Annotated in this window: 29 protein-coding genes; 12 read left to right on the plus strand and 17 right to left on the minus strand. The window is 67.0% G+C overall.

From position 1 onward, the window contains the following. Window positions 1-259 precede the first annotated feature (259 nt). From fabB to ABIB58_RS15830, 3 genes are all read right to left on the minus strand, one after another. A complete protein-coding gene (fabB, locus tag ABIB58_RS15820) occupies window positions 260-1,477 on the minus strand; it encodes a beta-ketoacyl-ACP synthase I (RefSeq protein ID WP_017504958.1) in 1,218 nt (405 codons plus the stop codon). 66 nt (window positions 1,478-1,543) lie between these two features. After that, entirely contained in the window at window positions 1,544-2,077 is a 534-nt protein-coding gene (fabA, locus tag ABIB58_RS15825) for a 3-hydroxyacyl-[acyl-carrier-protein] dehydratase FabA (protein ID WP_055754351.1), read from the minus strand. A gap of 69 nt (window positions 2,078-2,146) precedes the next feature. Next, a complete protein-coding gene (locus tag ABIB58_RS15830) occupies window positions 2,147-2,719 on the minus strand; it encodes an SH3 domain-containing protein (protein WP_354042748.1) in 573 nt (190 codons plus the stop codon). A gap of 67 nt (window positions 2,720-2,786) precedes the next feature. On the opposite strand from ABIB58_RS15830, the gene ABIB58_RS15835 reads away from it, so the two are divergent. Then, window positions 2,787-3,773 carry a 2-hydroxyacid dehydrogenase gene (locus ABIB58_RS15835; RefSeq protein WP_354042751.1) on the plus strand — a complete coding sequence of 329 codons (987 nt, stop codon included), beginning with the start codon at window positions 2,787-2,789 and terminating at the stop codon, window positions 3,771-3,773. 12 nt (window positions 3,774-3,785) lie between these two features. Here ABIB58_RS15835 and ABIB58_RS15840 read toward each other — a convergent pair whose 3' ends face one another. Then, entirely contained in the window at window positions 3,786-4,994 is a 1,209-nt protein-coding gene (locus tag ABIB58_RS15840; RefSeq protein ID WP_265151167.1) for a DUF6880 family protein, read from the minus strand. Between the two features lie 119 nt (window positions 4,995-5,113). Here ABIB58_RS15840 and ABIB58_RS15845 point away from each other — a divergent pair, with 119 nt between their 5' ends. Continuing rightward, entirely contained in the window at window positions 5,114-5,365 is a 252-nt protein-coding gene (locus ABIB58_RS15845) for a hypothetical protein (RefSeq protein WP_055807490.1), read from the plus strand. Between the two features lie 3 nt (window positions 5,366-5,368). On the opposite strand, the gene ABIB58_RS15850 is transcribed toward ABIB58_RS15845, so the two are convergent. Beyond that, a complete protein-coding gene (locus tag ABIB58_RS15850) occupies window positions 5,369-6,106 on the minus strand; it encodes a HesA/MoeB/ThiF family protein (protein WP_265151166.1) in 738 nt (245 codons plus the stop codon). A gap of 47 nt (window positions 6,107-6,153) precedes the next feature. Beyond that, window positions 6,154-6,444 carry a BLUF domain-containing protein gene (locus ABIB58_RS15855; RefSeq protein WP_265151164.1) on the minus strand — a complete coding sequence of 97 codons (291 nt, stop codon included), beginning with the start codon at window positions 6,442-6,444 and terminating at the stop codon, window positions 6,154-6,156. Window positions 6,445-6,690: 246 nt separating this feature from the next. Here ABIB58_RS15855 and hslV point away from each other — a divergent pair, with 246 nt between their 5' ends. Further along, window positions 6,691-7,251, plus strand: a complete 561-nt coding sequence (gene hslV / locus ABIB58_RS15860; RefSeq protein WP_184279774.1) for an ATP-dependent protease subunit HslV — start codon at window positions 6,691-6,693, stop codon at window positions 7,249-7,251. Window positions 7,252-7,264: 13 nt separating this feature from the next. Here the strand turns inward: hslV and ABIB58_RS15865 are convergent, their stop codons facing one another. Both ABIB58_RS15865 and ABIB58_RS15870 read right to left on the minus strand, forming a co-directional pair. Continuing rightward, window positions 7,265-7,846, minus strand: a complete 582-nt coding sequence (locus ABIB58_RS15865) for a ClpP family protease (RefSeq protein WP_354042764.1) — start codon at window positions 7,844-7,846, stop codon at window positions 7,265-7,267. Further along, window positions 7,846-8,052 (minus strand): hypothetical protein, encoded by a 207-nt coding sequence (locus tag ABIB58_RS15870; protein ID WP_265151161.1) that lies wholly within the window; start codon window positions 8,050-8,052, stop codon window positions 7,846-7,848. The genes ABIB58_RS15865 and ABIB58_RS15870 overlap by 1 nt, the downstream gene beginning before the upstream one ends. 152 nt (window positions 8,053-8,204) lie before the next feature. On the opposite strand from ABIB58_RS15870, the gene hisS reads away from it, so the two are divergent. Then, complete coding sequence (gene hisS, locus ABIB58_RS15875) at window positions 8,205-9,695, plus strand: histidine--tRNA ligase (RefSeq protein WP_354042769.1); 1,491 nt, start codon at window positions 8,205-8,207, stop codon at window positions 9,693-9,695. A 364-nt stretch (window positions 9,696-10,059) separates the two neighbouring features. Here hisS and ABIB58_RS15880 read toward each other — a convergent pair whose 3' ends face one another. Continuing rightward, the gene (locus tag ABIB58_RS15880) at window positions 10,060-12,183 is read right to left on the minus strand and encodes a M13 family metallopeptidase (protein WP_265151158.1); all 2,124 of its coding nucleotides are present in this window, start codon (window positions 12,181-12,183) and stop codon (window positions 10,060-10,062) included. A 156-nt stretch (window positions 12,184-12,339) separates the two neighbouring features. Here ABIB58_RS15880 and ABIB58_RS15885 point away from each other — a divergent pair, with 156 nt between their 5' ends. Both ABIB58_RS15885 and ABIB58_RS15890 read left to right on the plus strand, forming a co-directional pair. Beyond that, the gene (locus tag ABIB58_RS15885) at window positions 12,340-14,175 is read left to right on the plus strand and encodes a cation:proton antiporter domain-containing protein (RefSeq protein ID WP_265151156.1); all 1,836 of its coding nucleotides are present in this window, start codon (window positions 12,340-12,342) and stop codon (window positions 14,173-14,175) included. A gap of 191 nt (window positions 14,176-14,366) precedes the next feature. Continuing rightward, window positions 14,367-15,008 carry a TetR/AcrR family transcriptional regulator gene (locus ABIB58_RS15890; protein WP_039243898.1) on the plus strand — a complete coding sequence of 214 codons (642 nt, stop codon included), beginning with the start codon at window positions 14,367-14,369 and terminating at the stop codon, window positions 15,006-15,008. A gap of 66 nt (window positions 15,009-15,074) precedes the next feature. On the opposite strand, the gene ABIB58_RS15895 is transcribed toward ABIB58_RS15890, so the two are convergent. Genes ABIB58_RS15895 through ABIB58_RS15905 form a run of 3 tightly spaced genes read right to left on the minus strand, consistent with a single transcriptional unit; the run spans window position 15,075 to window position 16,522 of the window. Beyond that, window positions 15,075-15,656 carry a Smr/MutS family protein gene (locus tag ABIB58_RS15895; RefSeq protein ID WP_265151154.1) on the minus strand — a complete coding sequence of 194 codons (582 nt, stop codon included), beginning with the start codon at window positions 15,654-15,656 and terminating at the stop codon, window positions 15,075-15,077. Next, window positions 15,653-15,892, minus strand: coding sequence for a helix-turn-helix domain-containing protein (locus tag ABIB58_RS15900; protein WP_017504942.1), 240 nt, complete (start codon window positions 15,890-15,892; stop codon window positions 15,653-15,655). The genes ABIB58_RS15895 and ABIB58_RS15900 overlap by 4 nt, the downstream gene beginning before the upstream one ends. A gap of 24 nt (window positions 15,893-15,916) precedes the next feature. After that, a complete protein-coding gene (locus ABIB58_RS15905) occupies window positions 15,917-16,522 on the minus strand; it encodes a DUF2975 domain-containing protein (RefSeq protein WP_354042783.1) in 606 nt (201 codons plus the stop codon). A 453-nt stretch (window positions 16,523-16,975) separates the two neighbouring features. Here ABIB58_RS15905 and rdgB point away from each other — a divergent pair, with 453 nt between their 5' ends. Continuing rightward, window positions 16,976-17,578, plus strand: coding sequence for an RdgB/HAM1 family non-canonical purine NTP pyrophosphatase (rdgB, locus tag ABIB58_RS15910; RefSeq protein WP_265151151.1), 603 nt, complete (start codon window positions 16,976-16,978; stop codon window positions 17,576-17,578). Beyond that, window positions 17,571-18,731 (plus strand): radical SAM family heme chaperone HemW, encoded by a 1,161-nt coding sequence (gene hemW / locus ABIB58_RS15915; RefSeq protein ID WP_354042789.1) that lies wholly within the window; start codon window positions 17,571-17,573, stop codon window positions 18,729-18,731. Before rdgB ends, hemW begins: the two co-directional genes overlap by 8 nt. On the opposite strand, the gene ABIB58_RS15920 is transcribed toward hemW, so the two are convergent. Next, window positions 18,728-20,383, minus strand: a complete 1,656-nt coding sequence (locus ABIB58_RS15920; RefSeq protein ID WP_354042793.1) for a GNAT family N-acetyltransferase — start codon at window positions 20,381-20,383, stop codon at window positions 18,728-18,730. The two genes, hemW and ABIB58_RS15920, sit on opposite strands and share 4 nt — an antisense overlap. A gap of 153 nt (window positions 20,384-20,536) precedes the next feature. Between ABIB58_RS15920 and ABIB58_RS15925 the strand changes: the two genes are divergently transcribed. After that, window positions 20,537-21,055, plus strand: coding sequence for a hypothetical protein (locus ABIB58_RS15925; RefSeq protein ID WP_354042796.1), 519 nt, complete (start codon window positions 20,537-20,539; stop codon window positions 21,053-21,055). Window positions 21,056-21,198: 143 nt separating this feature from the next. Here ABIB58_RS15925 and ABIB58_RS15930 read toward each other — a convergent pair whose 3' ends face one another. Continuing rightward, complete coding sequence (locus tag ABIB58_RS15930) at window positions 21,199-21,453, minus strand: GlsB/YeaQ/YmgE family stress response membrane protein (protein ID WP_017504935.1); 255 nt, start codon at window positions 21,451-21,453, stop codon at window positions 21,199-21,201. Window positions 21,454-21,640: 187 nt separating this feature from the next. On the opposite strand from ABIB58_RS15930, the gene ABIB58_RS15935 reads away from it, so the two are divergent. From ABIB58_RS15935 to ABIB58_RS15945, 3 genes are all read left to right on the plus strand, one after another. Then, window positions 21,641-22,021, plus strand: a complete 381-nt coding sequence (locus ABIB58_RS15935; RefSeq protein ID WP_354042801.1) for a helix-turn-helix domain-containing protein — start codon at window positions 21,641-21,643, stop codon at window positions 22,019-22,021. A 54-nt stretch (window positions 22,022-22,075) separates the two neighbouring features. Continuing rightward, window positions 22,076-22,861: a histidinol-phosphatase gene (gene hisN / locus ABIB58_RS15940; protein WP_017504933.1), complete on the plus strand. Its 786-nt coding sequence runs from the start codon at window positions 22,076-22,078 to the stop codon at window positions 22,859-22,861. 74 nt (window positions 22,862-22,935) lie between these two features. Then, entirely contained in the window at window positions 22,936-23,505 is a 570-nt protein-coding gene (locus ABIB58_RS15945) for a hypothetical protein (RefSeq protein WP_354042808.1), read from the plus strand. Window positions 23,506-23,509: 4 nt separating this feature from the next. Here the strand turns inward: ABIB58_RS15945 and ABIB58_RS15950 are convergent, their stop codons facing one another. From ABIB58_RS15950 to ABIB58_RS15960, 3 genes are all read right to left on the minus strand, one after another. After that, window positions 23,510-24,544 (minus strand): alpha/beta fold hydrolase, encoded by a 1,035-nt coding sequence (locus ABIB58_RS15950; RefSeq protein WP_354042812.1) that lies wholly within the window; start codon window positions 24,542-24,544, stop codon window positions 23,510-23,512. Further along, on the minus strand, window positions 24,541-25,461 hold the full coding sequence (locus ABIB58_RS15955; protein WP_354042816.1) for a class I SAM-dependent methyltransferase: 921 nt from the start codon (window positions 25,459-25,461) through the stop codon (window positions 24,541-24,543). The genes ABIB58_RS15950 and ABIB58_RS15955 overlap by 4 nt, the downstream gene beginning before the upstream one ends. Before the next feature lie 95 nt (window positions 25,462-25,556). After that, entirely contained in the window at window positions 25,557-26,363 is an 807-nt protein-coding gene (locus ABIB58_RS15960) for a class I SAM-dependent methyltransferase (protein ID WP_354042819.1), read from the minus strand. Between the last annotated feature and the right edge of the window lie 180 nt (window positions 26,364-26,543).

Below are 26,543 nucleotides of genomic sequence, written 5' to 3' on the forward strand. Positions count from 1 at the left end.
TGGTTTTCGAGGTCATCGCTTTAATCAGGCGCATGGTCACGGCGACGCTCTCTAAGGGTGAGAAAGGGTCGTGTAAACAGCCAAGTTGGGAACGATCGGGCGCAGACGCTGCTGTGGAGTGCTCAAAGCGCAAAAACTTCGTCATCCTCGCCCCTGTGGCGAGGATCCATAGTCCCGGCCTGTCCGCAGGGTGCGCCTCTTTTAGACGTCGGGCGTATGGATCCCAGGGACAAGCCCTGGGATGACGAGAAAAGAAATCTCAGACCTTCGATAGGATCAGCGTGCCGTTGGTGCCGCCGAAGCCGAAGCTGTTGGACATGACGTGGGTCAATTCGCCGTCGTGGCGCTGGCGCAGGATCGGCATGCCTTCGAACGCCGGATCGAGATTTTCGATATGAGCGCTTTCGGCGGCGAAGCCGTTCTGCATCATCAGCAGGCAGTAGATGGCTTCCTGGGCGCCGGCCGCGCCGAGCGAGTGTCCGGTCAGCGACTTGGTCGAGGAGATCATCGGCATCTGGTCGCCGAAGACGGCGCGCACGGCCTCCATCTCCTTGGCGTCGCCCACGGGCGTCGAGGTCCCGTGGGGGTTCAGATAGTCGATCTTCGGATTGCCGGCCTGCTCCAACGCGATCTTCATGCAGCGCTGGGCGCCCTCGCCCGAGGGGGCGACCATGTCGTAGCCGTCGGCGTTCGCGCCATAGCCGGTGACTTCGGCGTAGATGGTCGCGCCGCGCGCCTTGGCCCGCTCATACTCTTCCAGCACCACGATGCCGGCGCCGCCGGCGATGACGAAGCCGTCGCGGTTGGCGTCATAGGCTCTGGAGGCGACCGACGGATTGTCATTGAAGTCCGACGACATGGCTCCCATGGCGTCGAACATGTTGGACATGGACCAGTCGATGTCCTCGCAGCCGCCGGCGAAGACCACGTCCTGCTTGCCCCACTGGATCTGTTCGACCCCGGCGCCGATGCAGTGGGCGCTGGTCGCGCAGGCCGAGCTGATTGAATAGTTGATGCCGCGCATCTGGAACCAGGTCGACAGCACAGCCGACGGACCCGACGCCATCGCCTTGGGCACCGCGAACGGGCCGATGCGCTTGGGCGCGCCCTTTTCGACCGTGGTCGCGGCCGCCTGCAGGATCACCTGGGTCGAGGGGCCGCCCTCGCCGACGATCAGGCCGATCCGGTCGTCCTTGATTTCGTCCGCCGTCATGCCTGACGACTTCAGCGCCTCTTCGAAGGCGATGTGGCCCCAGGCAGTGCCGTTGGCCAGGAAGCGCGCGGCGCGACGGTCGACCAACTCTTCCCACGGGCCGATCTTGGGGGGCGCCCAGACCTGGCTGCGGAAGCCGTATTTGGCGTGGTCGGGAGCATGAACGACGCCCGAACGGGCTTCGCGCAGGGACTGGGTGACCTCCTCGGCGCCGTGGCCGATGGAAGAGACGATGCCCAGGCCGGTGACGACGACACGACGCATGGTGTTTCCTTCTTGATGCTTCCTGGTCCGAGGACCGTCCGCCTTGTTCGCGGTTATATAGGGGCGTCAGCCGCCCGCCGCTTCATCCTTGGCGCCGAACAGGCCGACCCGCATGTCGTTGCAGGTGTAGATGACCTGGCCGTCGGCCTCCAGCACGCCGTCCGCGATGCCCATGACCAGCTTGCGGTTGATGACGCGCTTCAGGTTGATCTTGTAGACCACCTTCTTGATGTCCGGGGTGACTTGGCCGGTGAACTTGACCTCGCCGACGCCCAGCGCGCGGCCGCGGCCGGGACCGCCGATCCAGCCCAGATAGAAACCGACCAGCTGCCACATGGCGTCCAGACCCAGGCAGCCCGGCATGACGGGGTCGCCGATGAAGTGGCACTGGAAGAACCAGAGGTCGGGATGGATGTCGAGTTCGGCCTCGACATAGCCCTTGCCGTGCTCGCCGCCGTCCGCATTGATCGTGGTGATGCGGTCGAACATCAGCATCGGCGGGGCAGGCAGCTGAGCGTTGCCGGGACCGAACAGCTCGCCGCGGCCCGAGGCCAGCAGGGCCTCATGATCGAAGGACGAAGGATATTGGGACTGGGTCAAGGCGCTTCCGTTTCTTGATACGTTGCGCGCGGGTTACACGACCGCGCCGCTTCGCTCAACAGCGTGCGGTCAGTTGCGACCTGTGCCCGCGGGGCGATTGGCGTTGCACAGCGCCCGCTCCTGGGTTCCGAACACGGCCCGCTGCGCCACAAAACCCTCCAGTCGTCGCGCCCGGACTTTGCACCAGCCCTCCTTGCATTCGTCCAGCATCATCAGGGTGCGCGGCGACAGGCGCGCGCGCACCGACGCCGTCTCGGATCGGCCCGACCGGATCGGCACTTCCTCGGCGGTCGTATTGAAGACGTAACGCCGGCCCGACGACACCGTGCGGTGGATCCAGGCCACGGCCCCGTCGGGATCGCAGATCTTGCGCCATTCCGTCGTCTCGGCGATCACCTGAACCGGCAGGCCGGCGGCCCGGTATTCCCACAGGATCGGATAATCCAGTCCCGGCCCCTGGCGCGCGCGGACGTGCGAGGACTTCAGCGAAATCCAGCGCGGCACCTCAAGCCCGGTGGGCGTCGGGCGCCCGTCGGGCATGGTCGCGCCGGCGCTGGCCATCACGCCGAGGCCGAGAACGGCTCCAACGAGGGCGATGCGGCGTCGCAGGCTTTGGAAGATGGCGGCGGCTTTGCTAGACACTGATTGGAACGACCCGTCGCGCGGGCTTTGATCCGTCTGAATCGCCGCCCGCTAACCAAGGCCGAGAATGTCCCCCCGCAAGCTTAAGGTCGTATTAACCAGACGCCTGCCCGACGCGGTCGAAACGCGGATGCGCGAGCTGTTCGACGCCGAGCTGAACCTGAAGGATCAGCCGATGGACCGCGCCGCCTTGCAGGCCGCCGTCCAGCGCGCCGAGGTCCTGGTGCCCACCATCACCGACGTGATCGACGCCGACCTGATCAATGGCGCGGGCGAGCAGTTGAAGATGATCGCCAACTTCGGCGCCGGGGTGGATCATATCGACGTCGAGGCGGCCGTGGCGCGCGGCGTCATTGTGACCAACACCCCCGGCGTCCTGACCGAGGACACCGCCGACCTGGCCATGAGCCTGATCCTGGCTGTCAGCCGCCGCATCGTCGAAGGCGCCCAGGTCGTGGCCGAAGGCCGGTTCGAGGGCTGGACCCCGACCTGGATGTGCGGGCGCAAGCTGTGGGGCAAGCGGCTGGGCATCGTCGGCATGGGCCGGATCGGCCAGGCCCTGGCCCGCCGCGCCAAGGCCTTCGGGCTTCAGGTCCACTATCACAATCGCAAGCCCGTCCCGGCTCTGATCGAGGAAGAGCTGGGCGCGACCTACTGGGACGATCTGGACCAGATGCTGGCGCGGATGGACATCGTCTCGCTGAACTGTCCTGCGACGAAGGACACCCACCATCTGCTGTCGGCCGAACGCCTGGCCCGGCTGCAGCCCCACGCCATCCTGATCAACACCGCGCGCGGCGAACTGATCGACGAGGCGGCCCTGGCCCAGGCGGTGGCCATGCGCGCTCTGTCCGGTGTCGGCCTGGACGTTTTCGAGAACGAGCCCGCGATCCATCATGGCCTGCTGGGCCAATCCAACGTCGTGCTGCTGCCTCACCTGGGTTCCGCCACGCTGGAGGCGCGCCAGGACATGGGCGACCGCGTCATCGCCAACGTCATGACCTACCAGAACGGCCACCGCCCGCCCGATCGGGTCATCCCCGCAATGCTTTAGGCCGGCAATGCCCTAACCGGCCGCCAGCAACCGCTCGGCCGCATCGGGATATTTCTGCACCAGCCGCGCCGCCCAGTCGGCCTTGAGCGGCAGCGGCGCGCGCACCTCGCGAATGCGGCGTTCGACCAGGGCGGCGGCCTCGCGGTGTGAGGGCCAGTCCATCAGAAACGCCAGCGCCGTCTCGACATCAGCATAGGTCGCCGCATGGGCCAGGGCGCGGTCCAGCGCCTCGACGTCGTCGAAGTCCGGCAGGCGCGCCAGATAGGCCCGCAGCACCGGCGCCGACAGGTCGCGTTCGAACATCGCCCAGCGCAGGTCCTGCGCCTCGTCCTTGCGCCCCTCGGCTTCCAACAGGTCGATCGAGGTCGCCTCCCACGCCGGGGTCAGGACCGGCGGTCCTTCCTGCGGCGATCGCCCGAAGGTCCAGCGCCGGTTGCCCGCCGACGGTTTCAGCGCCGCCTCCAGCGCCTGACACGCTTCTGGAATGCGATCGGCCACCAGCAGCCGCTTGGCCATCATCGCCGCAAAATCCGGCGAGCCCCGTTCCTCCGGCGTCGTCATCGACAGCCACAGGTCCAGATCGCCCGCCCGGTCCGCCAGCCGTCGCACGACCGTCCGCATGCCGCGCGCGCTGGATGCGGTATCGAGACGATCCAGCAGCCTCTTGGCCAGGTCCGCCGTCAGATCGTCGCCGCCCGCGCCGATCCAACGGGCGTATTCGAGCGGTTGCCGCGCCACCGCATCCGCCATCAGACCCACTGTGCTGTCGTCCGTCCGCACCGCAGCCTCGGCGATCCGCCACAAATCCGAGGCCGCCGTTTCGAACGCGTCGGCCAGTTCGCCCTTCTGATCCTTGACCCGCGACGCCAGGCCGCGAAACAGGTCGAACCAGCCGATCAATCGCTCCAATCCCATCGCCGGGGCGGCCTCGGCCAGGTCGTCGACGATTGCAGCCCGTAGAATCTCCAGATCGCGCAGCAGGTCGGGCCGCTTTCGCCACGACACGCGCGCGCGGCTGGCGGCGATGGTCGTCAGTCGCTTGTCGATTTCCAGGGCCAGCAGATCCGGCCCCGCCTCGGCCGCCATCACCAGCCTGAGCCGCCGCTTCAGGATCGCATCCGCATCCGCCGCCTGCATCAGCAGTTCGCCCAGACGCTCAGCCCCCAAGCCGCTGAGATTTGCGGCGTTCAGGCGTTTGGGCGAGGCGGGACGTCGGGCCATCAGGCCTCCTTTTCACAAGTCTGTCGGACCGAACTCACACGGCTGTCGAAAACCGCTGGCAGGGGAGGAACCGTCGTAAACGCGCTTCGTTTCCGGCGTCCTGATCGAGGAAGTGTGCGTTGGACTCCTACTACTGCATCGTCAACCTGCCCGGCGTTCCGGTGCGGGACATCTGCGTCCTCGACGCGGCGAACGACACGGCGGCCAATCAGGCGCTGGAGGCGATCGCCCGCAACTGGGTCGGGTTCGAGACCCTATATCTCTATTGCGGCGAGCGTCTGGTAACGGTGCTCAGCAACCCGGCGCTGGGCTTCGCCCCGCCCCTGCCCGATCTGGATTTGGCCGACATCCGCTTCGCGACAGCCGCCTGAGCGTCAGCCGCCGCAGACCGGGCATTCCGGATCAGCGGCGACCCGCGCGGTCCGCGCCGAGCCCGCCAGACCGTCATAAAGCATCAACCGCCCGGTCAGGGCCTCGCCCGCGCCGGTGATCAGCTTGATGACCTCCAGCGCCGCCATCGACCCGATCACGCCGGTCAGGGCGCCGACGACGCCGACGCGCGCGCAGGTCTCCGCATCCGGCGGAATCTCGGGCACCAGGCATTGATAGCAGGGCTGGCCCGCAAACACCCCGATCTGCCCGTTCCAGCGGCCAAGCGCGCCCGACACCAGCGGCTTGCCCGCCGCAACGCAGGCCGCATTGACCCACAGCCGGGTCTGGAAATCGTCGGTCCCGTCCAGCACGACGTCGAAGGCTGCGATCCGCGCCTCGGCATTCTCGGCGGTGATCCGCTCGGCGAAAGTTTCGACCGCGACATGCGGATTGAGGCCGACCAGCCGTTCCGCCGCCGCCTCGACCTTCGACCGGCCGACCTGCGCCGTCGAAAAGGCGATCTGCCTCTGCAGATTGGACAGACCCACAACATCGTTGTCGATCAGGCCCAGGGTCCCGACGCCCGCCGCCGCGAGATAGAGCGCCGCCGGCGACCCCACGCCGCCCGCGCCGACAATCAGCACCCGCGCGCGCTTCAGCGCTTGCTGCCCCGGCCCGCCCACTTCGGACAGGACCAGATGGCGCGCATAGCGTTCGACTTCGTCTTCGGAAAAGATCACCGCCCTATCTAGCGCCGCAGAGGTTCCGGCGCGAGGGGCCTATCGCCTCAGGCGACCATCCGCACGTGTTCGCACGACAGCAGCTTTTCCAGATCAGCACTGGACAGATCGCCCAGGCGCCGTCCGCGCAAGATGTCGGCGGCCTGCTGGGTGCTGAGGGCGCAAAGCCGTGCGGGTTCGCGCATTCGCCGCTGCATGACGGGCCGATCATCCAGGACCCGGATATTGTGATGACGCGGGTCTTTCCAGAGGCGCGACATCAAGCGATCCAGGTCCGCACGGGCGCCCTCGATGACCTGCGCCGCCTCGCCCTCGTGGAACAGCAGGGGCGCTGCCAATCTCGTCGCGGCGGTTGTTTCGCTCCGACGCGCCGAGGATTTCGGCAAGCGACTGGATCGTGTGGTTGGCGCCACCGATCATTTCACTCACGAAAACGACGCGATAAAGCAAAACCTGTCCCTCGATTTCAAAGAACTACGAAAGCGGATTGCGCCTTCTAGCCAATATTGGGGTCAAAATAAGACAGCGTTACACCAAGGCGCGACAGACTTGATGCCGGCGCCCGGCCGCGCCATCTGATCGTCATGACCCAGACCGCATCCAACTTCCCCGACTGGCACGGCACCACCATTCTGGCGGTGCGCAAGAACGGACGCACCGTGATCGCCGGCGACGGCCAGGTCTCGATGGGCCCGACCATCGTCAAGGGCGCGGCCCGCAAGGTGCGCACCCTGGCGGGCGGCAAGGTGCTGGCCGGCTTTGCCGGCGCCACGGCCGACGCCTTCACCCTGATCGAGCGGCTTGAGGCCAAGCTGGAGCAGTATCCTGATCAGCTGGCGCGCGCCTGCGTCGACCTCGCCAAGGACTGGCGCACCGACCGCTATCTGCGCCGGCTGGAAGCGATGCTGCTGGTGGCGGACAAGTCGTCCATCTTCACCGTGACGGGCGTCGGCGATGTGCTGGAGCCGGAGTATGGCGTCGCCGCCGTGGGTTCGGGCGGCAACTACGCCCTGTCAGCCGCCCGCGCCCTGATCGAGGAAACCGATCTCGACGCCGAAGAGGTCGCCCGCAAGGCCATGAAGATCGCCGCCGAAATCTGTGTCTACACCAACGGCAATCTGACCGTGGAAACGCTTCAGGCCTGATCCGGCGGTTTGGTCAGATCACTTCGGCGATCAGGCCCAGCGCCTTGGCCTCCTGGGCCTCGATATACCAGTTGGCGGGGGCGCGTTTCAGCACCTCCTCCATCGTCACCGACGATCCGCGCACCAGGTTCTCGAAACCCTCGTTCTGGATGGCGATGGAGTGTTCCAGCTCGTTCAGCATGGCGCGAACCGAGGCGATGCAGGTCGTCAGCGGCCCGCTGACATGCAGTTGTTGGTCCATCTTGCGCTCATGGATCATCACTCGCGCGCCCCGCGTCAGATAGCGGTTCTCCACCGCAAAGAAGCCCATGAAGGTGGCGCCGGCGGAATAGATCGCCGCCTTGCCCAGAAAGACCAGCCGGCGGGACGGATTGATATCGCTTTGAAAGCGCACGTCTTCGCCCATCATGCGCGCCACTTCCGGATCGCCGCCCAGGGTCGACAGTTCGATGACGGTCAGCCCCGTATCCGGCGCCTCAGTCATCTGCTGGCGGAAGCGCTCATACATTCCATAATCGACCGAGCCAGCGAGCAGGATACGCGGCGTATCGAAAGCTTCGGCGGTCAGAACGCCGCTCGGCGCCGCATCGGACATCAAAGCTCGGCCGCGGCGGCGGCGTCGTCGCTGATGGGATAGCCCTGCGCCGACGCCCAGGACCGGGCTTCACGGATCGAGAAAAAGGCTTGGTTCTGCATACGCCGCGATCCCGCATCGTCGACCAGCTCGCACTCCCACCACCGGATCGTGCGGCGATCGGAGGTGTTGCAGGTGCGCGGAACGAGAAGGGCGTGGGGCGTCATGCGCCACTAACGAAACATTGTCCGGGCGGTTCCTTCGATCCTACGATTTCGCCTTTAGGAACAAATCATTGTGCGACGCCGCAGGACTCGACGCCCGCACCGAGTTGATGGGACAATTTGCGATCAAAGGCCCCTTGGCTTAAGCGCGCGCCATGACCGACGCCGCGCCTCCCCGCCCCCTCGCCCGCAACCCGCGCGGCTTCGCCGACAAGCGCGGCCGCGACCTGACCGCCGAACGGCGCATCGTCGCGCGCGTGTCCGAGGTGTACGAGCGCTGGGGCTTCGAACCGCTCGAGACGCCGGCCTTCGAATATGCCGATGCGCTGGGCAAGTTCCTGCCCGACGCCGACCGCCCGAACGAGGGGGTCTTCGCGCTACAGGACGACGCCGGATCGGACGAGCCGGGCGAATGGATGGCCTTGCGCTACGACCACACCGCGCCCCTGGCCCGGTTTGCGGCCCAGACCTGGGAGACCCTGCCCAAGCCGTTCCGCCGCTATGCCTATGGTCCGGTCTGGCGCAATGAAAAGCCCGGGCCCGGTCGCTTCCGCGAGTTCTGGCAATGCGACGCCGACACCGTCGGCTCCGACCGGCCCGAGGCCGACGCCGAAATCATCGCCATGGGCTGCGAAGGCCTGCGCGCCGCCGGGCTGGACGCCGGCCAGGCCCAGATCCGCGTTTCGAACCGCAAGCTGTTCGACGGCCTGTTCGACGCCGGCGGCGTGACCGAGGCCGGTCAGCGGCTGACGGCGCTTCGCGCCATCGACAAGTTCGACCGCCTGGGCTGGGAGGGCGTGGTCCAGCTGCTGGGCGAAGGGCGTCTGGACGACTCGGGCGACTACACCAAGGGCGCCCAGCTGCCCGCCAAGGTCACGGCCGCCATCGAGGCGTTTCTGGCCTCGGCCAATACCCCCGGACTGTCGCGGGCCGAGACGCTGGACGCCGTCGCGCGATCCGGCGACCTCGGCGCGGCGGGCGAGGCGGCGCTGAATGAACTGGCCGCCATCGACCGGGCTCTTGCCGCCATGTCGGTCGGCCAGGACGCCGTGAAGTTCGATCCGACCATCGTGCGCGGCCTGGAATATTACACCGGCGCCGTGTTCGAGGCTGAACTGCTTCTGGACACGGTTGACGACAAGGGTCGTCCCGTCCGCTTCGGCTCGATCGGCGGCGGCGGCCGCTATGACGATCTGGTCGCCCGGTTCACCGGCCAGAGCACGCCGGCGACCGGCTTCTCCTTCGGCGTCTCGCGCCTGGCCTCGGCCCTGCGCGCGGCGGGACGGGGCGCCGAGGACGCCGTGCGCGGGCCCGTGGTCGTCATCGTCTTCTCCGAGGACGACATGTCTCATTATCTGACCGCCGTCGCCGAACTGCGCGCCGCGGGGATCGCCGCCGAGCTCTATCTGGGTCGCGCCGGCATGAAGGCGCAGATGAAATACGCCGACCGGCGCGGCGCCCCGGCTGTCGTCATCCTGGGCGGAGACGAGATCGCCGCCGGCGAGGTTACGATCAAGGATCTGGACGCCGGCCGCGCCGCCGCCGCCGCCATCGCGGACAACGACGCCTGGAAGGCCCAACGTCCCGGCCAGATGAAAATCCCCCGCGAAGGCCTGGTCGCCGCCATCAAGTCCATTATCGAATAAGCTTCGATAATGACCCGCCGTTGAAATGGGTTATCAGTGATAAGTCGAAGAAAGTTCGACTCTTGCCAAACCGGCCGTTGACGACCGACCGGCCCTTGCGTCAAATGACCTCACTCGAGAGCAAGCGTTGCTCAAGCGCGCAGCACTCGAAGGCGTTTCGGGGAGGAAACGTCCGCTCTTTAAAGAGCGCGAAAGCCCGCTGCGATGTATCCCCCGCAGCGGGTTTTTTCGCGTCTGGCGCTCAGACAAACGCCCATGAAACTTCAACAAATTCTCGATACGGCGTCGAAATCGAGCAGCCCGGTCTCGATATGAAAAAGGCCGGGGCGAACCCCGGCCTTTCCATTCTCGAACAAGCGTCGCCCTACCAGAGGCGGACGCGTTCCTCGGGCGTTAGATAATATTTCGTGCCCGGCTGAACGTCGAAGGCGTCGTACCAGGCGTCGACGTTGCGCAGCGGGCCGATGACGCGGAACTGGGCGGCCGAGTGCGGATCGGTAGCGACCTGCTGCTTCAGCGCCTCGTCGCGGTACTTCGACTGCCAGACCTGAGCCCAGCCATAGAAGAAGCGCTGGTCGCCGGTCGCGCCGTCCAGAACCGGCGCCGGCTGACCGTTCAACGACAGGTGATAGGCCTCGAGACCGACGGCCACGCCAGACGCGTCGCCGATGTTCTCGCCCATCGTCAGGCCAGGGTTGATGTGATAGCCGGCGATCGGCTCATAGGTCGCATATTGCGCGCCCAGACGCGCCGTCAGGGCCTCGAAGTTGGCCTTGTCTTCCGGCGTCCACCAGTTGCGCAGCACGCCGTCGCCGTCGGACTTGGAGCCCTGGTCGTCGAAGCCGTGGCCGATCTCGTGACCGATCACGCCGCCGATGCCGCCATAGTTGACCGCCGCATCGCCATTCGGATCGAAGAAGGGCGGCTGCAGGATCGCCGCAGGGAAGACGATCTCGTTGTTGGCCGAGTTGTAGTAGGCGTTGACCGTCTGCGGGGTCATGCCCCACTCGGACTTGTCGACCGGCTCGTTCAGACGGGCCAGATCATAGTTCCACTCGAAGAGGCCGCGGCGCTCGGCGTTGCCGACCAGGTCGTTCGCGCGGATGTCCAGGCCGGAGTAGTCGCGCCACTTGTCGGGATAGCCGATCTTGACGGTGAACTTGCGCAGCTTTTCTTGCGCCGCCGCCTTGGTCTCGGTCCCCATCCAGGTCAGGTTCTCGATCCGGTGCGACAGGGCGGTGCGCAGATTGGCGACCAGCTCTTCCATCTTGGCCTTGGATTCGGCCGGGAAATACTGGGCGACGTAGAGCCGGCCCGTGGCCTCGCCCAGCGAGCCTTCGGCGAAGGAGATGGCGCGCTTTTCGCGGGTGCGCTGCTCAGGCTGACCCGACAGATCGCGCGAACGGAACTCCCACTGAGCGTCGGCGAAGCGTTTGGACATCAGCGGCGCCATGTCGTCGGCGGTGTGGAAGGCCTGCCAGGCCTGCAGCAGTTCGACCGGCGTCTCGGCGTAGACAGCCGCGATCTTGGGCATGGCCGTGTCCTGACGCACGATCAGGCGAGGCACGCCGCCCAGCTTGGCCGCATCGTAGTAGGCCTGCCAGGCGAAGCCCGGCGCGTCCTCGGCCAGTTTGGCGATGGTGAACTCGTTGTAAGTCCGGTCGCGGTTGCGGTTCTCGACCGGGGTCCAGTGGGCCTCGGCGATCTTGGTTTCCAGCGCGACGATCTGGGCGGCGGTCTCGGTCGGGTTGGTCCAGCCGATCATCTCCAGCATCCGGCCGACGTAGGCCTGATACTTCTCTTTCTTGTCGGCGAAACGGGCGTCCAGATAATAGTCGCGGTTCGGCAGGCCGATGCCCGACTGGCCCGTCGAGACGACGTAGCGGGTCGGTTGCTTGGAATCGATCGTGATGCCGGTGCCGAAGAAGGACGAGCCGAAGCGGCCGGCCGTCTGGCCCATATAGACGGCCATCTTGTCATGGCTGTCGGCCGCGCGGATCGCGGCCAGATAGGGTTGCAGCGGCTGGGCGTCGAGCTGCTCGATGCGCGCCTCGTCGATATAGGAGCGATAGGCGTCGGCGACCTTGGCCTCATCCGATCCGGGCGTCAGGTCGGTGCGGTTGGCCAGGCCCAGCACCAGTTCCTTCATGCGGTTGTCCGACAGTTCGCGCAGCAGGGCGAACGAGCCGTAGCTGGTGCGATCCGACGGGATGACCAGCTTTTCCAAGGCCTTGCCGTTGGCGTACTGGAAGAAGTCGTCGCCCGGCTTCACCGAGGTGTCGCGGCCGGCCAGGTCGAAGCCCCAGGTTCCGTAGCGGGGCGCCTCTGTGCCCTGCCAGCCGGCCGCCGTCTCTTCGCCCGAGAACAGCGAAACGAGGGTGCAGGCGTCGTCGATGCAGGCGTGGTCGTGACCGATATCCTGAGCCAGGACCGAGCTGGCGGGTAGAAGAAGGGCGCCGACGGCGGCCCCGATAAGCAGACGTTTCATCACTATGTCCCTGTTCCCACCCGGCATCTGGATGGCTCGGCGCAGACCCTAGTCCGGCGAGGGGGGGTGTCGCCTTAAAAAAAGTTCATGATTCCGATGCGACCTCTCGCCACGGCGCGGGTATCGGGGTCAGATACGCCGACGCAAGGAGGGCGGATGCAAGGTCAGGGCGGCGACTACAAGGATCTGGTGGTCTTTCTGGCGGCCGCCGGCGTCATCGTGCCCCTGGTCAATCGGCTCAAGGTCAGCCCCGTCCTGGGCTTCCTTGCTGCGGGCGTTTTGCTGGGGCCGGACGGGCTCGGCCGATTCGCGCAAAGCCTGCCCTGGCTGTCGTGGCTGACCATCGGCGATCCGGGCCAGTTGGCGCAGCTGTCGGAACTGGGCGTCGCCTTCCTGCTGTTCATGATCGGTCTGGAGCTGTCGTGGGAACGGCTGCGCGCCATGCGTCGGCTCGTGTTCGGCCTGGGGCTGATGCAGGTCGTCGTCTGCACCGCCGTGCTGGCGGGCGGCTTCATGCTGATGGGACAGACCCTGGCCAGCGCCGTGGTGCTGGGCATGGGCCTCGCCCTGTCCTCGACGGCCGTGGTCATGCCCGTGCTGGCCGAGCGGGGGCGGTTGAAGGGGACGGTCGGCCGTTCCACCTTCGCCATTCTGCTGGCCCAGGATCTGTCGGTCGCCCCGATCCTGATCACCGTCACCGTCCTGGCGGCCCTGGCCCAGCAGGGCGGCGCGCTGGATCCCGCCGTGCTGGGACGCGCCCTGTTCACCCTGGTTCCGGCCGCCATCGGCCTGGGTCTGATGGTGCTGCTGGGGCGCGTGGTGCTTCGACCGATGTTTCGATCGGTGGCGAAGGCGCGCAAGGCCGACCAGGGCGGCGAACTGTTCGTCGCCGCCTCCCTGCTGGTGGTGGTCGGCGCCGGTCTCGCCGCTCAGGCCAGCGGCCTGTCGATGAGTATCGGCGCGCTTCTGGCCGGCGTGCTGCTGGCCGAAACCGAGTTCCGGCGCGAGGTCGAGGTCTCCATCGAACCGTTCAAGGGGCTTCTGCTGGGTGTCTTCTTCGTCGGCGTCGGCCTGGGTCTGGATCTGGACGCCATCGCCGCCGATCCGGTCGGCGTCTTCGGCCTGGCCCTGGCCCTGACGGTCGTGAAGACCGGCGTCATTTTCAGCCTGGCGCGTTTTTGGGGCCTGGGCGCCCGCCCGGCGCTGGAGACGGCGCTTGTTCTGGCGCCGGCGGGCGAGTTCGCCTTCGTGGTCTTCGCCACCGGCCTGGTCGAAGGCCTCGCACCGCCGCAGCTGACCAACACCGTGGCCCTGTCGGCGACCGTCAGCATCTTTTCGATCCCCCTGCTCGCCCTCCTGGGTCAGAAGCTGGCGCGCAAGTCGTCCGCCGCAGGCCAGCCCGTCGCGCTTCCAAAGCTGGAGGCGGCCGACGGCGCGGTCATCATCGTCGGCTTCGGGCGTGTCGGCCGGCTGATCGGGGAAATGCTAAAAGCGCACGATCAGCCCTTCATCGCCCTGGACACCGATGCGGGCGCCGTCGCTGCGGGGCGTCGTGACGGATTCGATGTCTTCTATGGCGATGCGGGGCGGCGCGAGATGCTCCAGCACTGCGGCGTCCAATCCACCCGCGCCCTGATCGTCACCATGGACGCGCCGACCAAGGTGGACGAGGTCGTCACCACGGCGCGGTCGATGCGAGACGACCTGATCCTGATCGCGCGCGCCCGCGACGACCAGCACGCCATTCGGCTATATGGTCTGGGCGTCACCGACGCCGTGCCGGAGACGACCGAGGCCAGTCTGCAGCTCGCCGAAAACACCCTGGTCGATCTGGGCGTGCCCATGGGCCTGGTGCTCGCCTCGGTCCACGAACGTCGCGATCAGTTTCGCAAGGCCTTCCAGTCGGCCATCCCGATCGAGCGTCGCAATCGCCCCAGCCGGGCGCTGCGCCGCACGCTGCGCCCGGCGCGCGTCGACCCCGCGCCGGAGTAAGGGAAGCCCCTTACAGACGGTGGCCGGACCCATTTTCGTCATGGTTCCGTGATGCAAGCGCGCCTCTCCATGACTGCATCTGCGGAGCAGAAGCGCCCTTTCGGTTCGATCCAAGGGCTCAGACATTCATTCGAGGTCGCTGCCGGGCCCGCCCCGACCAGAGACCGAAAGTAGAGTAAAAGCCTGATTATATGACAGATACCGTCGCCTCCCTCGCTGTCGAGCCCCGCTTGAACCGCCGCCAGGCCGCCAAGATCCGCACGCGACAAAAGGTTCTGGACGCCGCCCGCTCTCTCTTCGCCGAGCGCGGCTATGAGCCCGCCACGATCCGCGACATCGCCAAGGGCGCGGGCATGTCCACCGGCGCCGTGTTCGCCAACTTCCAGGACAAGGCCGAACTGTTTGAAGCGGTCCTGACCGAAGACATGACGCGTCTGGCCGAGGTGGTCGAGGCCGCGGCGCCCGAAGGCGAGCCCGTCCGCCAGCGCCTCGTCAGCGCGCTGAGCGCCGGCTACCACTCGTCGCTGGACCAACTGCCCCTGTTCCAGGCCATCGTCGCCCGCTCGTGGTTCCAGCCCCTGGCCGCCGAAATGCGCGCCCGCGCCGCGACCAAGAACCTGCTGCTCGCCATCAGCAACATCCTTCAGGATGCGGTGGCCAAGGGCGAACTGTCCAAGGACGCCGACAGCCGCCTGCTGGTCGAGCTGATCTGGGACGCCTATCTGTCGAACTACCGCCGCGCCGCCTATGACGAATGGGACGCGCAGGCCCTGTCAGACCATATGGGCAAGCAGATCGACGTGATCCTGGCCGGCGCCATCGCCGCCAAATAGGCCAGAGCAAAGCCGCTTTTCGAAAGGCCGGGTCCGCCAGCGCGGGCCCGGCCTTTTTCGTGAGCGTCAGGTCCGGCGTTTCAGGGTGACGTAGAAGGCGCCGTTTCCGCCGTGCTTCTGGTGGGCGATGGTGAAGCCCGACACCACGCCTCGCAGTGCGGGCGAATGCATCCATTCCGCAAAGGCCGAACGGATCACCCCGCCGCCCATCCGGCCCTGGCCGGTGATGACCAGCACCGCCCGCATGCCGCGCGCCTGGCAGGATGTCAGGAAGCCTCGAAGCTGATCCTCGGCCTCGAACCGGCCAAAGCCATGCAGGTCGATGCGCGCCTCGATGGGGTCGCGTTCGCGCGACAGCCGCTGCTTGCGGCGCGGCTCCAGATCCTCGGGCGCGGGCTTGGGTTTGTTCGGCGAGGGTCGCATTTCCGCCGGCGGCGCGACAGCGATGCGTTTGGGATACGCCTTGGCCAGAGGGCGCGGGTGCTCGATCGGCGTCACCACGATCTCGGGCGGCGTTTCGGCGCCGGGCGTGACGCGGGCGGCCTTGCGCGTCCTCGGCGTTACGACCGATCCGGCCACGCGGGTCCAGATGCGACGGTCCTCGGGCGTCAGTCCGTTCTCGTCACGGCTTGGGCCCTTTCGCCTCATGCCTCGCCGTCGTCCTCGATGGTGTCGCCCGGCCCGGGCTCGTGCGCCAGCAAGTCACCGGGCTGGCAGTCCAACTCGCGGCACAGGGCGTCCAGGGTCGAGAAGCGCACCGCGCGGGCCTTGCCGGTCTTCAGGATCGACAGATTCGCCACCGTCACCCCGACCCGGTCGGCAAGTTCGGTCAACGACATGCGGCGTTCCACGAGGACGCGGTCGAGCTGGACGCGGATGGCCATGCGCAAATCCTACTTCGAAACGGCTCAGATCGTCAGTTCGGATTCGCGACGCAGGCGCGCGCCCTCGCGGAACACCTCCGCCAGCACGAAGACGATGAGCACGGAAAAGATGGGGGTCAGTAGTTCGCCGAAGCCCTGCGGATCCATGACGCCGGGCGCCAGCCGCTTGGCGACGAAGCCTTGGGCCACCCAGACGCCGCCGGTCACGACCGCAAGGGTCAGGCCGATCTGGCGCAGACGGCGCACATTATCGGGCTGGAACGGGTCGCCCATGGTCAGGGTGCGGATGATGCGGCGCAGGCTGCGCAGGATCAGCATGAAACCGCCGAAGTAGGCGGTCGCGGCGCCCAAACCGAACAGCAGCAGGGTGCGCGTCAGCGGCAGTTGCTTGCCGCCGGAATCCCCGCTGACGGTGATGTTCACATTGTCCAGGGGAATGAAGATCGCGGCGATGACCAGCAGCAGCAGCACGCCGGTGATCAACCAGAGAAGGATGTTGGCGACGTCCAGAACCACCTTCAGTACGCTGGACACCGAACCCGGGCCGAGCGCCTTAATCGGCGCACTCAGCCAGTTCGGAACGCTTGCCTCGCCTCGCTTCAGCGGATTTGGCGGCAGGGGCAGGCGCATGGTTTTTGTTATCTCAAGCTGGGGAAGTCGGGGCGATGGCCACGCGGGGTCCGGCGAACCCGCGCGCGGCTCTATACATCGCGGTCTTCATGCAGGTCGTCAAAGCTCCAGTGATCGAAAAGAGAGGGATCAAAGGGCTTGGAACAGGGTGACGACCAGGGCGGTGGGCAGGGCGGCGATCAGAACGGTGCTGACAAAAGCAGCGCCGACCTTGTCGAGCCACATCGAGGTGTTCATCGTATGCATCGTGGTTCTCCGTCTTTCTTATTTGGGCGATTATCGCCGTTTGGATTTGTTAGCCGCATGATCGTTCCCGGTTTTCCGGAAGTCCTGAACGCTGCGACCTCGTTCCTGACGATCAATAGATAGGCCGTGCAGGCGAAAAAGGCACGTTACATATCGTTTAACGATATTAAACTTTGGCAATAGACTGTTTCAGGAGCGTGATCGACGATGAATCTCAAGCTTATCAAAGGGATGCGGATCGTCGTGGCGACGCATAACGCCGGCAAGGTTCCCGAAATCTCGGCGTTGCTGGGCGGAAATTACCAACTCGTCACCGCCGGCCAGCTGAACCTGCCTGAACCCGACGAAACGGAGAGCACCTTCACCGGCAACGCCATGCTGAAGGCGCGTCACGCGGCCGAACTGTCGGGCGAGGTTTCTCTGGCCGATGATTCCGGCCTGTCGGTCGCGGCGCTGGATGGCGCGCCGGGCATCTTCTCTGCGCGCTGGGCCGGGCCAGGCAAGGATTTCGCTGTCGCCATGAAGAAGGTCGAGGAGCGACTGGAAGAGATCGGCGCGACGGACCGCGCCGCCTGGTTCACCTCGGCCCTGGCGGTCGCCTGGCCGGACGGCCCCTGTGTGGTGGTCCAGGGCGAGGTTCACGGCCAGCTGACCTTCCCCCCACGCGGCGATCGCGGGTTCGGCTACGACCCGCTCTTCATTCCGAATGGCGGCGATCAGACCTTCGGGGAGATGGAGCCGGCGGCCAAGGACGCCATCAGCCACCGCACCGTCGCCTTCGCCAAGCTGAGAGCCGCCCTGATTGACTGATCCGCTTGATCCGGGATCGGACGTCGGCCTTTACGTCCACTGGCCCTATTGCGCGCGCATCTGCCCCTACTGCGACTTCAACGTCGTGCGCGATCGCGGACGCACCGAGGAACAGGCCGCGCTGGTCGAGGCGATCCTGGCCGATCTGTGCGCCCAGAGGGCTCTGACAGGCCCGCGTCGCCTGGCCTCGATCTTCTTCGGCGGCGGCACGCCGTCGCTGATGGCGCCCGACGCCGTCGCGCGCATCGTGGCGGCGGCCCGCGACCTGTTCCCGCCCGCCGGCGACATCGAGATCACGCTGGAGGCCAATCCCACGGACGCCGAGGCCGGCCGTTTCGCCGCCCTGGCCGACGCCGGGATCAACCGCCTGTCGATGGGGGTTCAGGCGCTGGACGACGCCGCCCTGCGTTTTCTGGGCCGCGACCATTCGGCGGCCGAGGCCCTGCGCGCGGTCGATCTTGCCCGACGCGCCTTCGACCGTCTGTCCATCGACCTGATCTACGCCCGCCCGGACCAGACGCCTGAAGATTGGACCGCCGAGCTGACGGCGGCGCTGGCGCTCGGGTTCGAACACGTCTCGCCCTATCAACTGACCATAGAGCCGACGACCGCCTTTGGTCGGGCCTTCGCACGCGGAACCCTGACCCCGCCGGACGAGGACCGGGCTGCCTCCCTCTACGAAACCACCCAGGACGTCCTCTCCGCCGCCGGCTTCGTAGCCTATGAGGTGTCCAACCATGCGCGCGGTCCCGCCGCCCGGTCGGCGCACAATCTGCATGTCTGGCGCGGCGGGGACTATCTCGGCCTTGGCCCCGGCGCCCATGGCCGGCTGACGCTGGACGGCGCCAGGACCGCGACCGTCGCCCACCGCCGTATCGCCGACTATGTGGCGGGCGTCTCGAGCCTCACGCCCTGGTCCGAGCGCGACGCACAGACTGCGGCCGACGCCGCCGAGGAACGGCTGCTTCTGGCCCTGCGCACCACCGAAGGCGCGCCTGTCGCCCTGCTGTCGGCCCTCGGCCTTTCGCCTGAAGACGCGCCGGTCGCGGACCTGATCGCCGACGGATTCCTGATGCTGAAGGCCGAGCGACTGATCGCCACCGAGCGCGGCCGCCCGGTGCTGGACGGCGTGCTGAAGGCGCTGCTGACCTAGGCTTTCTTCAGCCCCAGCATCCCCAGCCAGCCGCCGCTGGTCAGCAGAGCGACATCCAGCAGGGCCAGCGGCAGGGGCGTGGAAACCGGCGCGGCGATGAAGCGCGAACACCAGTCCGGGCCGAACTTGGCCTTGTAGCTGCGCAGACCCTGGAAGCCGTAGAGCGCCCCACCCTCTTCGAACACCAGGGCGCCGACACGGGCGAAGACCGGCGCGATGCGACGATCCTCCAGTCCGGCCAGCGGCGCCATGCCCAGGTCGAAGCTGGCCAGCCCCTCCGCCTTGGCCCACTGGGCGCAGCGGATGAACAGATAGTCCATCACCCCATGCGGCGCGTCCGGCCGATGCCGCATCATATCCACCGCCGCCTCTTCCGGAGAAGTCAGCAGATTGGCGAAGGCGACGATGCGGCCGCCCTCCTTGACCACCGCCAACGGCGTCAGGTCCAGATAGTCGACGTCGAAGCGCCCCAAGGAGAAGGATTTTTCCGAGCCCTCGTGCATGGCCAGCCAGGCGTCCGAAATCTCGCGCAGTTCGTCCGCGATCGCTGCGGCCGAACCGGGCGGCAGAACCTCGAACGAGGAGCCTTCACGCTCGGCGCGATTGATGGCTGTGCGAAGGTTCTGCTTGCCCTTGCCCTCGATGGAGAAGCGGTGGGCGTCGATCACGGCCGTCTCGCCGACCTTGCGCACCGCCAGCCCCATGGTCGCCAGATCGCCCAGCACCTCTTCGCTGACCGAATAGAAGACCGCCGCCCCGCCGTAGCTGTCGGCCATCTCGGCGAAGGACCACAGCAACTCCAGTCGCTCGCTCTTGAGCCCCGCCGGTTCGCCCATGGCGATCCAGCGCCGCCCCCGCACGCGATAGGCCAGAAAGCTGGAACCCGACGGGCTGAACATCAGCGCCTTGTCGCCCAGCATGGCCAGCCAGGCCTCGGGCGTGGCCGTGTCGGCGGTCTGCAGCGCTTGCAACGCGCGATCGATGTCGGCCTTGCTGGCCGGTCCGTGACTGTGGGCGCCGGGCGAGCTCAGCAACGAACGGCCGGCCACCACCAGCGTCAGGATCGCCAGAACCAGCCCGGCCCGCAGGAAGCCGGACGCCTGGCGATCGCTGAGGAAGCGCCACCACAGCTCGTCATTATAGGCCACGTCGCGATAGGCGAAGAAGCCCAGCCACAGCATGGCCGCCACCACCGCCGTCAGCAGCAACAGCCAGCTGGGCCGGAGCGGCTCGCTGAGCCGCGAGCGCCGGTTGAAGGCCGTACGGCACGGCGCCAGCAGGGCGGCGACGACCAGCAGATCCGTCGCCTGCTGCCAGTCCAGACCCTTCAGCACCGAAAACACCGCCCCGGCCGCCAGGACCAGCAGGGCGGCCCAATAGGCGCCGCGCCGACGCCGCCACAGACCGGCCGACAAGAGCAGAAGCAGGAAACCGGCGATGCTGCCAACGAAGTGCGACAGGTCGATCAGGATCGGAGAGACGACGCCCGTCAGCTGGCGCAACCGACTGTCGAACTCGGGCGTCACCGCAGAGGCCAGCATCAGCGCGCCTGCGCCGAAGGCCAGCACCGCAAAGATCTGGGGCGTCAGCTCGAAGGCCAGACCCGCCAATCGGCGGATCAGACCGGATGTGTGCCGGGGGCGGCTGGACAAGCGTGGCCTCTCGAATCGCGGATCGCCCGAACATAGACCAAGAATCGTCCAACCGGGGCGCTGCCAAGGTCATTTCGGGGCATACGAAACAATCCGTAACAGAGGGAGTATATAGGGGTGCGGGCGTCGGGTCCGCGTAACTGGGGATGACCCATGAATATCAAGACCGTTCTTCTGGCTGGCGCTGCTGCCGCCTTCATGACCGCCGCGCCGGCTCTGGCGCAAGAAACCACGCCCGCTCCCGCCGCCGCGCCTGCCGCGGCCGCCTCGTCGCAGCAATCGCTGTCGCTGAACCCCGGATCGAGCGTTTCCGGTCCCGACGGCGAGCTGGGCAAGCTGGAAGGCGTTCAGAACAATGCCGAAGGCAAGCAGGAGCTCACCGTTCGCGGCGCCGACGGCCAACTTCGCGCCGTGCCCCTGAGCGGCATCCGTCAGGAAGGAACCGGCGTCGTAGTGGCCTACACCAAGGCCGAGTTCGACGCCGCCGCTCCGATCGCCGGCGGCCCGGCGGCTCCGGCGGCAACTCCCGCCCCGGCTTCTGATCCGATGGCCGAACCGACGGCTGAGCCCGCCGCCGAGCCCACGGATCCCACCACGGCGGAACCCGCTACGACGGAACCGGCTGCTCCCGTCCCGGACAGCGCTACGCCGGCTCCGACCGAGCCGCAGTAAGACAGTCTTCCAAGGCTGAACGATCAAGGGCGGTCGGGTTCCCCGGCCGCCCTTTCGTCTGTTCGCAGCGGAGCGGCGACAGTGGCGCAGCAAAAAGGGCGGCTCGTGAGAGCCGCCCTTTTCCTTATCGACCGACTGTCGGATCAAGCGCGACGCTTGACCAATCCCAGAAGGAACAGCAGCAGGCAGGCGCCCAGGAACGCCACGATCAGGGTGACGAAGTTGAAGCCGCCAACCGGCGTACCGAAGACGTTTGCAGCGATGAAGCCGCCGATCAGAGCGCCGACGACGCCGACGATCAGGTTCGTCAGCAGGCCGTGGTTGCGACCCATGACCTTTTCAGCCAGCCAACCGGCGACGATGCCGATGACGAGCCAACCAATGATTCCGAGACCCATGCTGTGGTTCCTTCCTTTAAAAGCCAAGCTGTTGCTGTAAATGCAGCTCCGGCCATACGGTTGCGTCCTTCCTTCAACGTCGCCGCAATGAGGCCGAATTCGCCTCAGGCGCGATCCGGCACGGCGATTGCCGCGATCGACGTGTGTCGTCCCGCATCGGGACAGACGTGAGACGAGGATCACCGTCATGGCCGACGACATCGACCTTCACCTGGGCCGCCGTCTGCGCCGCCGACGTCGCTTGCTGGGTCTGACTCAGCAGCAGTTGGCCGTTCAGGTCGGCATCCGATTTCAGCAAATTCAAAAATATGAATGCGGCGCGAACCGCATCTCGGCCGCGCGCCTGTGGCAGTTGGCCGAGGCGTTGGAAACGTCGGTCGCCTATTTCTATGACGGTCTAGCCGAGGCGATGGACGCCGACGCGCCGACGCCCAAGGGCGGCGAAGTCTTCTCCCGCAAAGAGACGCTGGATCTGATCCAGGCCTATTATCAGCTGGACGAGCGGCCCCGTCGGCGTTTGCTGGATCTGGCCAAGTCTCTGCACGCGAACGACGCCGCCGCGGCCTGATCCGCTCGCCGCAAAGGGCGCCCAAGCCCGAGAAAGCAGGCTAAAGGGAGCGCCATGACCGAATACGAAGCCTTCGCCATCGAGCTGGCGCGCGAAGCCGCGCGCGTGACCCTGCCCTTTTTCCGCTCGGACATCGGGCATGAGGACAAGGGCGGCACAGCCGGCTTCGATCCCGTCACAGAAGCCGACAAACAGGCCGAGGCCGCCATTCGCCGCCTGATCGCCGCCCGCTATCCCGACCACGGCGTCATCGGCGAGGAGTATGGCGAGGATCGACCGGACGCCGAGCACGTCTGGGTGCTGGATCCCATCGACGGCACGCGCGCCTTCATCTCGGGCCTGCCGCTGTGGACCACTCTGATCGCCCTTCGCACAGGCGGAAAGCCGACCGTCGGTGTCATCGCCCAGCCCTATCTGGACGAAATCTTCATCGGCGGCCCGTCCGGCGCACGCCTGTTGCGCGGCGATGTCGAGACGCCGCTGGCCGTGCGGTCCTGCGAGACGCTGACCGACGCCGTCATCTCGACCACGGACCCTGACATCTTCAACGGCGCCGAACTAGGCGCTTGGACCCAGGTGCGTGCGACCGCCCGCCTGGCGCGCCTGGGCTGCGACGCCTACGCCTACGCCATGGTTGCGGCGGGCAAGATGGATTTGGTCGCCGAGACCAGCCTGAAGCCCTGGGACTGGTCCGCCCTCGTGCCCGTCATAGAGGCGGCGGGCGGCAAGGTCGTGAACTGGCGCGGCGCAGCGCCGGACGACAGGGGCCAGGTCCTGGCCGTCGGCGACGCGCGCCTGATCGACCAGGCGCTGGTGACGCTGAAACGCGCGGCCGCCTGAACCTCTCGTCTGGCGCATATTGACGCAGGCCGAGAGACGGCGTCAGGGTGTGGCCGGTTGAGGGACGGATTTCGATGGCTGGCCTGTCCAAACTGGTTGTCGGCTTCGATGTGCCCTGGGTCACGAGTTGGACCGGCGAAGAGATTGCGGGCGCCGCGCCGTGCCGAACCGTCGGCGGCCGTCTCGCCCTGATGCAGGCCAGCGCGCCCGGCAGCGGCAAGCCGCAATATTCCAAGAACCATCTGGTCCGACAGCGCCTCACGGTCGCACGCATGCTGTGCCCGATGTGCGGCGCGCCGACTGAGGAGGGCGATCGCTGGACGCAAGTCGCCGCGCGACGATGCGCCGGTCAGCTCAGGGCGCGCGGCGGTCAGGTTCGCGCCGACATCGCCGACGACCGGGTGATGATCGACGCCGGCTCGATCGCGCCCCTGCACCGCCGCTGCGTCGATCGCTCGATGAAATACTGCCCGCACCTGCGCGCCAGCGACGACGTGATGGTCATGCGCTTCCCGCGCGCGTGGATCGTTCTGCCCCTGCTGATCGAGGCCGAGACCGGCCCCGGCGTCGCCGTCGCCTTCCTGCAACTATGCGGCGTTACCCAGACGATCGACCGACGCTGGCGCGCCGAAACCGCCGCCTGATCGATCAGCCCGACGTCACGTCCGCAGGCCTCGCCGACGGATCGGTGACCGCGTCCGCCGCAGGCGCGACCAGATCGGCCATGGCGTCGAATTCGTTCAGGAAGACGGCGCGCAGGTCGTCGGCCTCCATGATGACCTCATGCTTGGCGCCGGCGACCTCGACGTAGCGCCCGCGCGGGATGCGTTTGGCGGCCCATTGGTTGGTCTGTTTCCACACCACGTCGTCGGCGCTGGCCTGGACGATCACGACCGGCGCCTTGACCGCCTTCAAGGCCTTGGGCTTCAGCGCGCGCTCGCCAGCGTCCAGCGCAAAGGCCAGCCAGCCGTAGGTAGGACCGCCGATGGCCAGGTGCGGACAGGCATAGAGCTGCTGACGCCACATCTCATAGCGGGTCTCGTCCGAAGTCAGGGCGTCCTCGGCGAAGTTGTGATCGAAGGGATCGTCTGGGTCGCCCAGGATATAGTCGCCGGCCTGGCCGTGCCGGATATTCCAGCGCACCACCAGATTGACCGACCACATCGACCGTTTGCCGGTCTTGATGCGCAGCATGGGGCTGGACAGCACCGCGCCGGCGAACCGATCCTCGCCGCTTTCCAGTGACAGCAGGTTCAGACATGCGCCCATCGAGTGACCGACCATGATCCAGGGTTTGGGGCACTGGTCCTCATAGGCGTTCAGCAGGCGGTTGTAGTCGTCCAGAAACTCCTCGACCGCACGGGCGTGCCCCTTCAGCCGATCCGGCAACAACCGCGCCGACAGCCCCTGGCCGCGCCAGTCGTGGGTCAGCACGCACCAGCCGCGCGCCATGAAGTTGCCGATCACCTCATAGTATTTCTCGATCGGCTCGGTGCGGCCGGGGCTGAGCACCACCGTGCCGCGCACCTTGTCCGCAGCGAGATGAGACGGCTTCCACAGCCCGGCGCGCAGCCGCATTCCGCCTGCGCCGCGAAACCAGTCGCCCTTTCCGCCGGGCGGCGGATAGGCGCCGGGCACCCCCATCAGCGGGGCGTTGGCGGCGAAGGCTTGGGCGCGGTTCACTCGGGCTTCCTGAACTTCAAGGTCATGCGATCGCTCTCGCCGATCGCGTCATATTTGGAGCGGTCGAAGGCGGGGTCCGCCGGTTCGCCGCGCGGCGCCGTCAGGCGCGTGGGCGCCAGGGTGTCGACGCCGAACGGGTGGTCCTTGGTGTCTTCCGGATTGGCGTTGATCTCGGACGCCTCGACGAAGACGAAGCCCGCCTCGGCCGCCAACTGGCGCACGAAGGCTTCCTGCACATAGCCGTTGGCCGCGACCGGATCCTGATCCTCCGCCGGGGACAGTCGATGTTGCTCGACACCCAGGATGCCGCCCGAGCGAAGGGCGGCGAAGGCGTCGGCGAAGGCCTTTTCCGCAATGCCAGCCGCCATCCAGCCATGCAGGGTCCGCATGAACAGGCACATTTCGGCCGTACCCGCCGCGATCACCGGGCCGGACCCCGCGCCGAAGACCGAAAACTGCGGCTCGCCATAAAGCTTCTTGTCGCTGGAGAACCGCGTGCGGAAGGCGGTGTTCAGCACGGCCTGCGCCGGATCGGCGGTCGGTCCCTCGGGGAACAGGGCGGCGACATAGGTTCCCCCACCCTTGGCCAGATAGGGGGCCAGGATTTCGGTGTACCAGCCGCTGCCGGGCCAGAACTCCACCACCGTCATCTTGGGTTGAAGACCAAAGAACCGCAGCGTCTGCATCGGGTGACGGAAGGCGTCGCGCGCCTTGTCCTGGGCCGTGCGCCACGATCCCTCGACCGCCCATTCCAGCGAGCCTTCCGGCGGCCCGGCGGGCGTGGGCGGCGCGGCGGGCGCCTTTGCGGCCTCGTCCTTGCGCCCGCAAGCCGCCACGCCGGTCAGCCCCAGCGCCGCAGCGCCGCTCAGCAGAAACCGACGCGACAATCCGCTCGCGTTCGCCAGACGATCAGCCATTCAAAACCTCCGCAGGACGCCGGGACCCGCGTCCGACGCACCCTGACGCCTTGGGCTTAATCGGGTTCGCAGGTCCGGTCAAAACGCAAGACAGCCTATTCGGGCTTGCGGAAACGCAGGGTCATCCGGTCGCTCTCGCCGATGGCGTCGAAGGCGGCGCGTTCCTCGGGCGTCAGGGTGCGGCCGGACGGATCGTTGCGCGCGGCCGACTGGCGGATCGGCGGCAGGGTCCAGACGCCGAACGGGTGATCGTGGTCGTCCTTGGGATTGGCGTTCAGTTCGCTGCGCGCCTCCAGCACGAAGCCGGCGTTGCGCGCCTCATGGATCACATAGCTTTCGGGCACATAGCCGGTGGAGGCGACGTCAGCGACATTCAGCCCCTCCGCGCTGCGGTGCTGTTCGACGGCCAGCACGCCGCCGGGCTTCAGGGCCTTGAAGAAGGCCTGCAGATACGGCTGGGTCCGGCCGTCGCGCGACCAGTTATGGAAAGCGCGGGCCACCAGGATGAAGTCGGCGGTTCCGTCCGCCACGCCCATGCTTTCGAGCGGGCGATTGACCGGCACATAGCGACCGCCGGTCGCCGCCGCATAGGGCTCCAGAATGTGCCGCCACCAGCTGGCGCCGCCCGGCTCGATCTCCACCACCGTCATGCCCGGCGTCAGGCCCCAGAAGGTCAGGGATTCATACGGATGACGATAGACGTCGCGCGCCCGGTCGGCGGCGGGCCGGGTCTCGGCGACGATGGCGGTCTGCAAGGCCGTGTCGTCGGAGAAGGTCGGCATGGCGCTGGACAGGGCCGAGCGCGGCGGCGTCCACGCGCCCTGGGTCTGGGGCGACTGTTGGGCCAGGGCGGGGGCGGCGGACAGCAGGACGGCGACGAGGCCGTAGACGGCAGGGCGCATGATCGAGGGCTCCAGGTTCAGGTCGTTCTCCATAGGCAGGCGGGCCGCCCGCGCAAATGAACTTCGCGAGACACAGGCGGATTTGACGCAAGCAAAATCGTCGCGGCGGCGCCCTTGACGCCGTTTCGCCGGCTCCCATCTTTGCTCTCGAGGACGCCGATTTCGGGTTCTCCAGACTGA

The sequence above is a fragment of the Brevundimonas sp. UYEF29 genome, from assembly GCF_040546195.1.
GTDB classification, from domain to species: domain Bacteria; phylum Pseudomonadota; class Alphaproteobacteria; order Caulobacterales; family Caulobacteraceae; genus Brevundimonas; species Brevundimonas huaxiensis.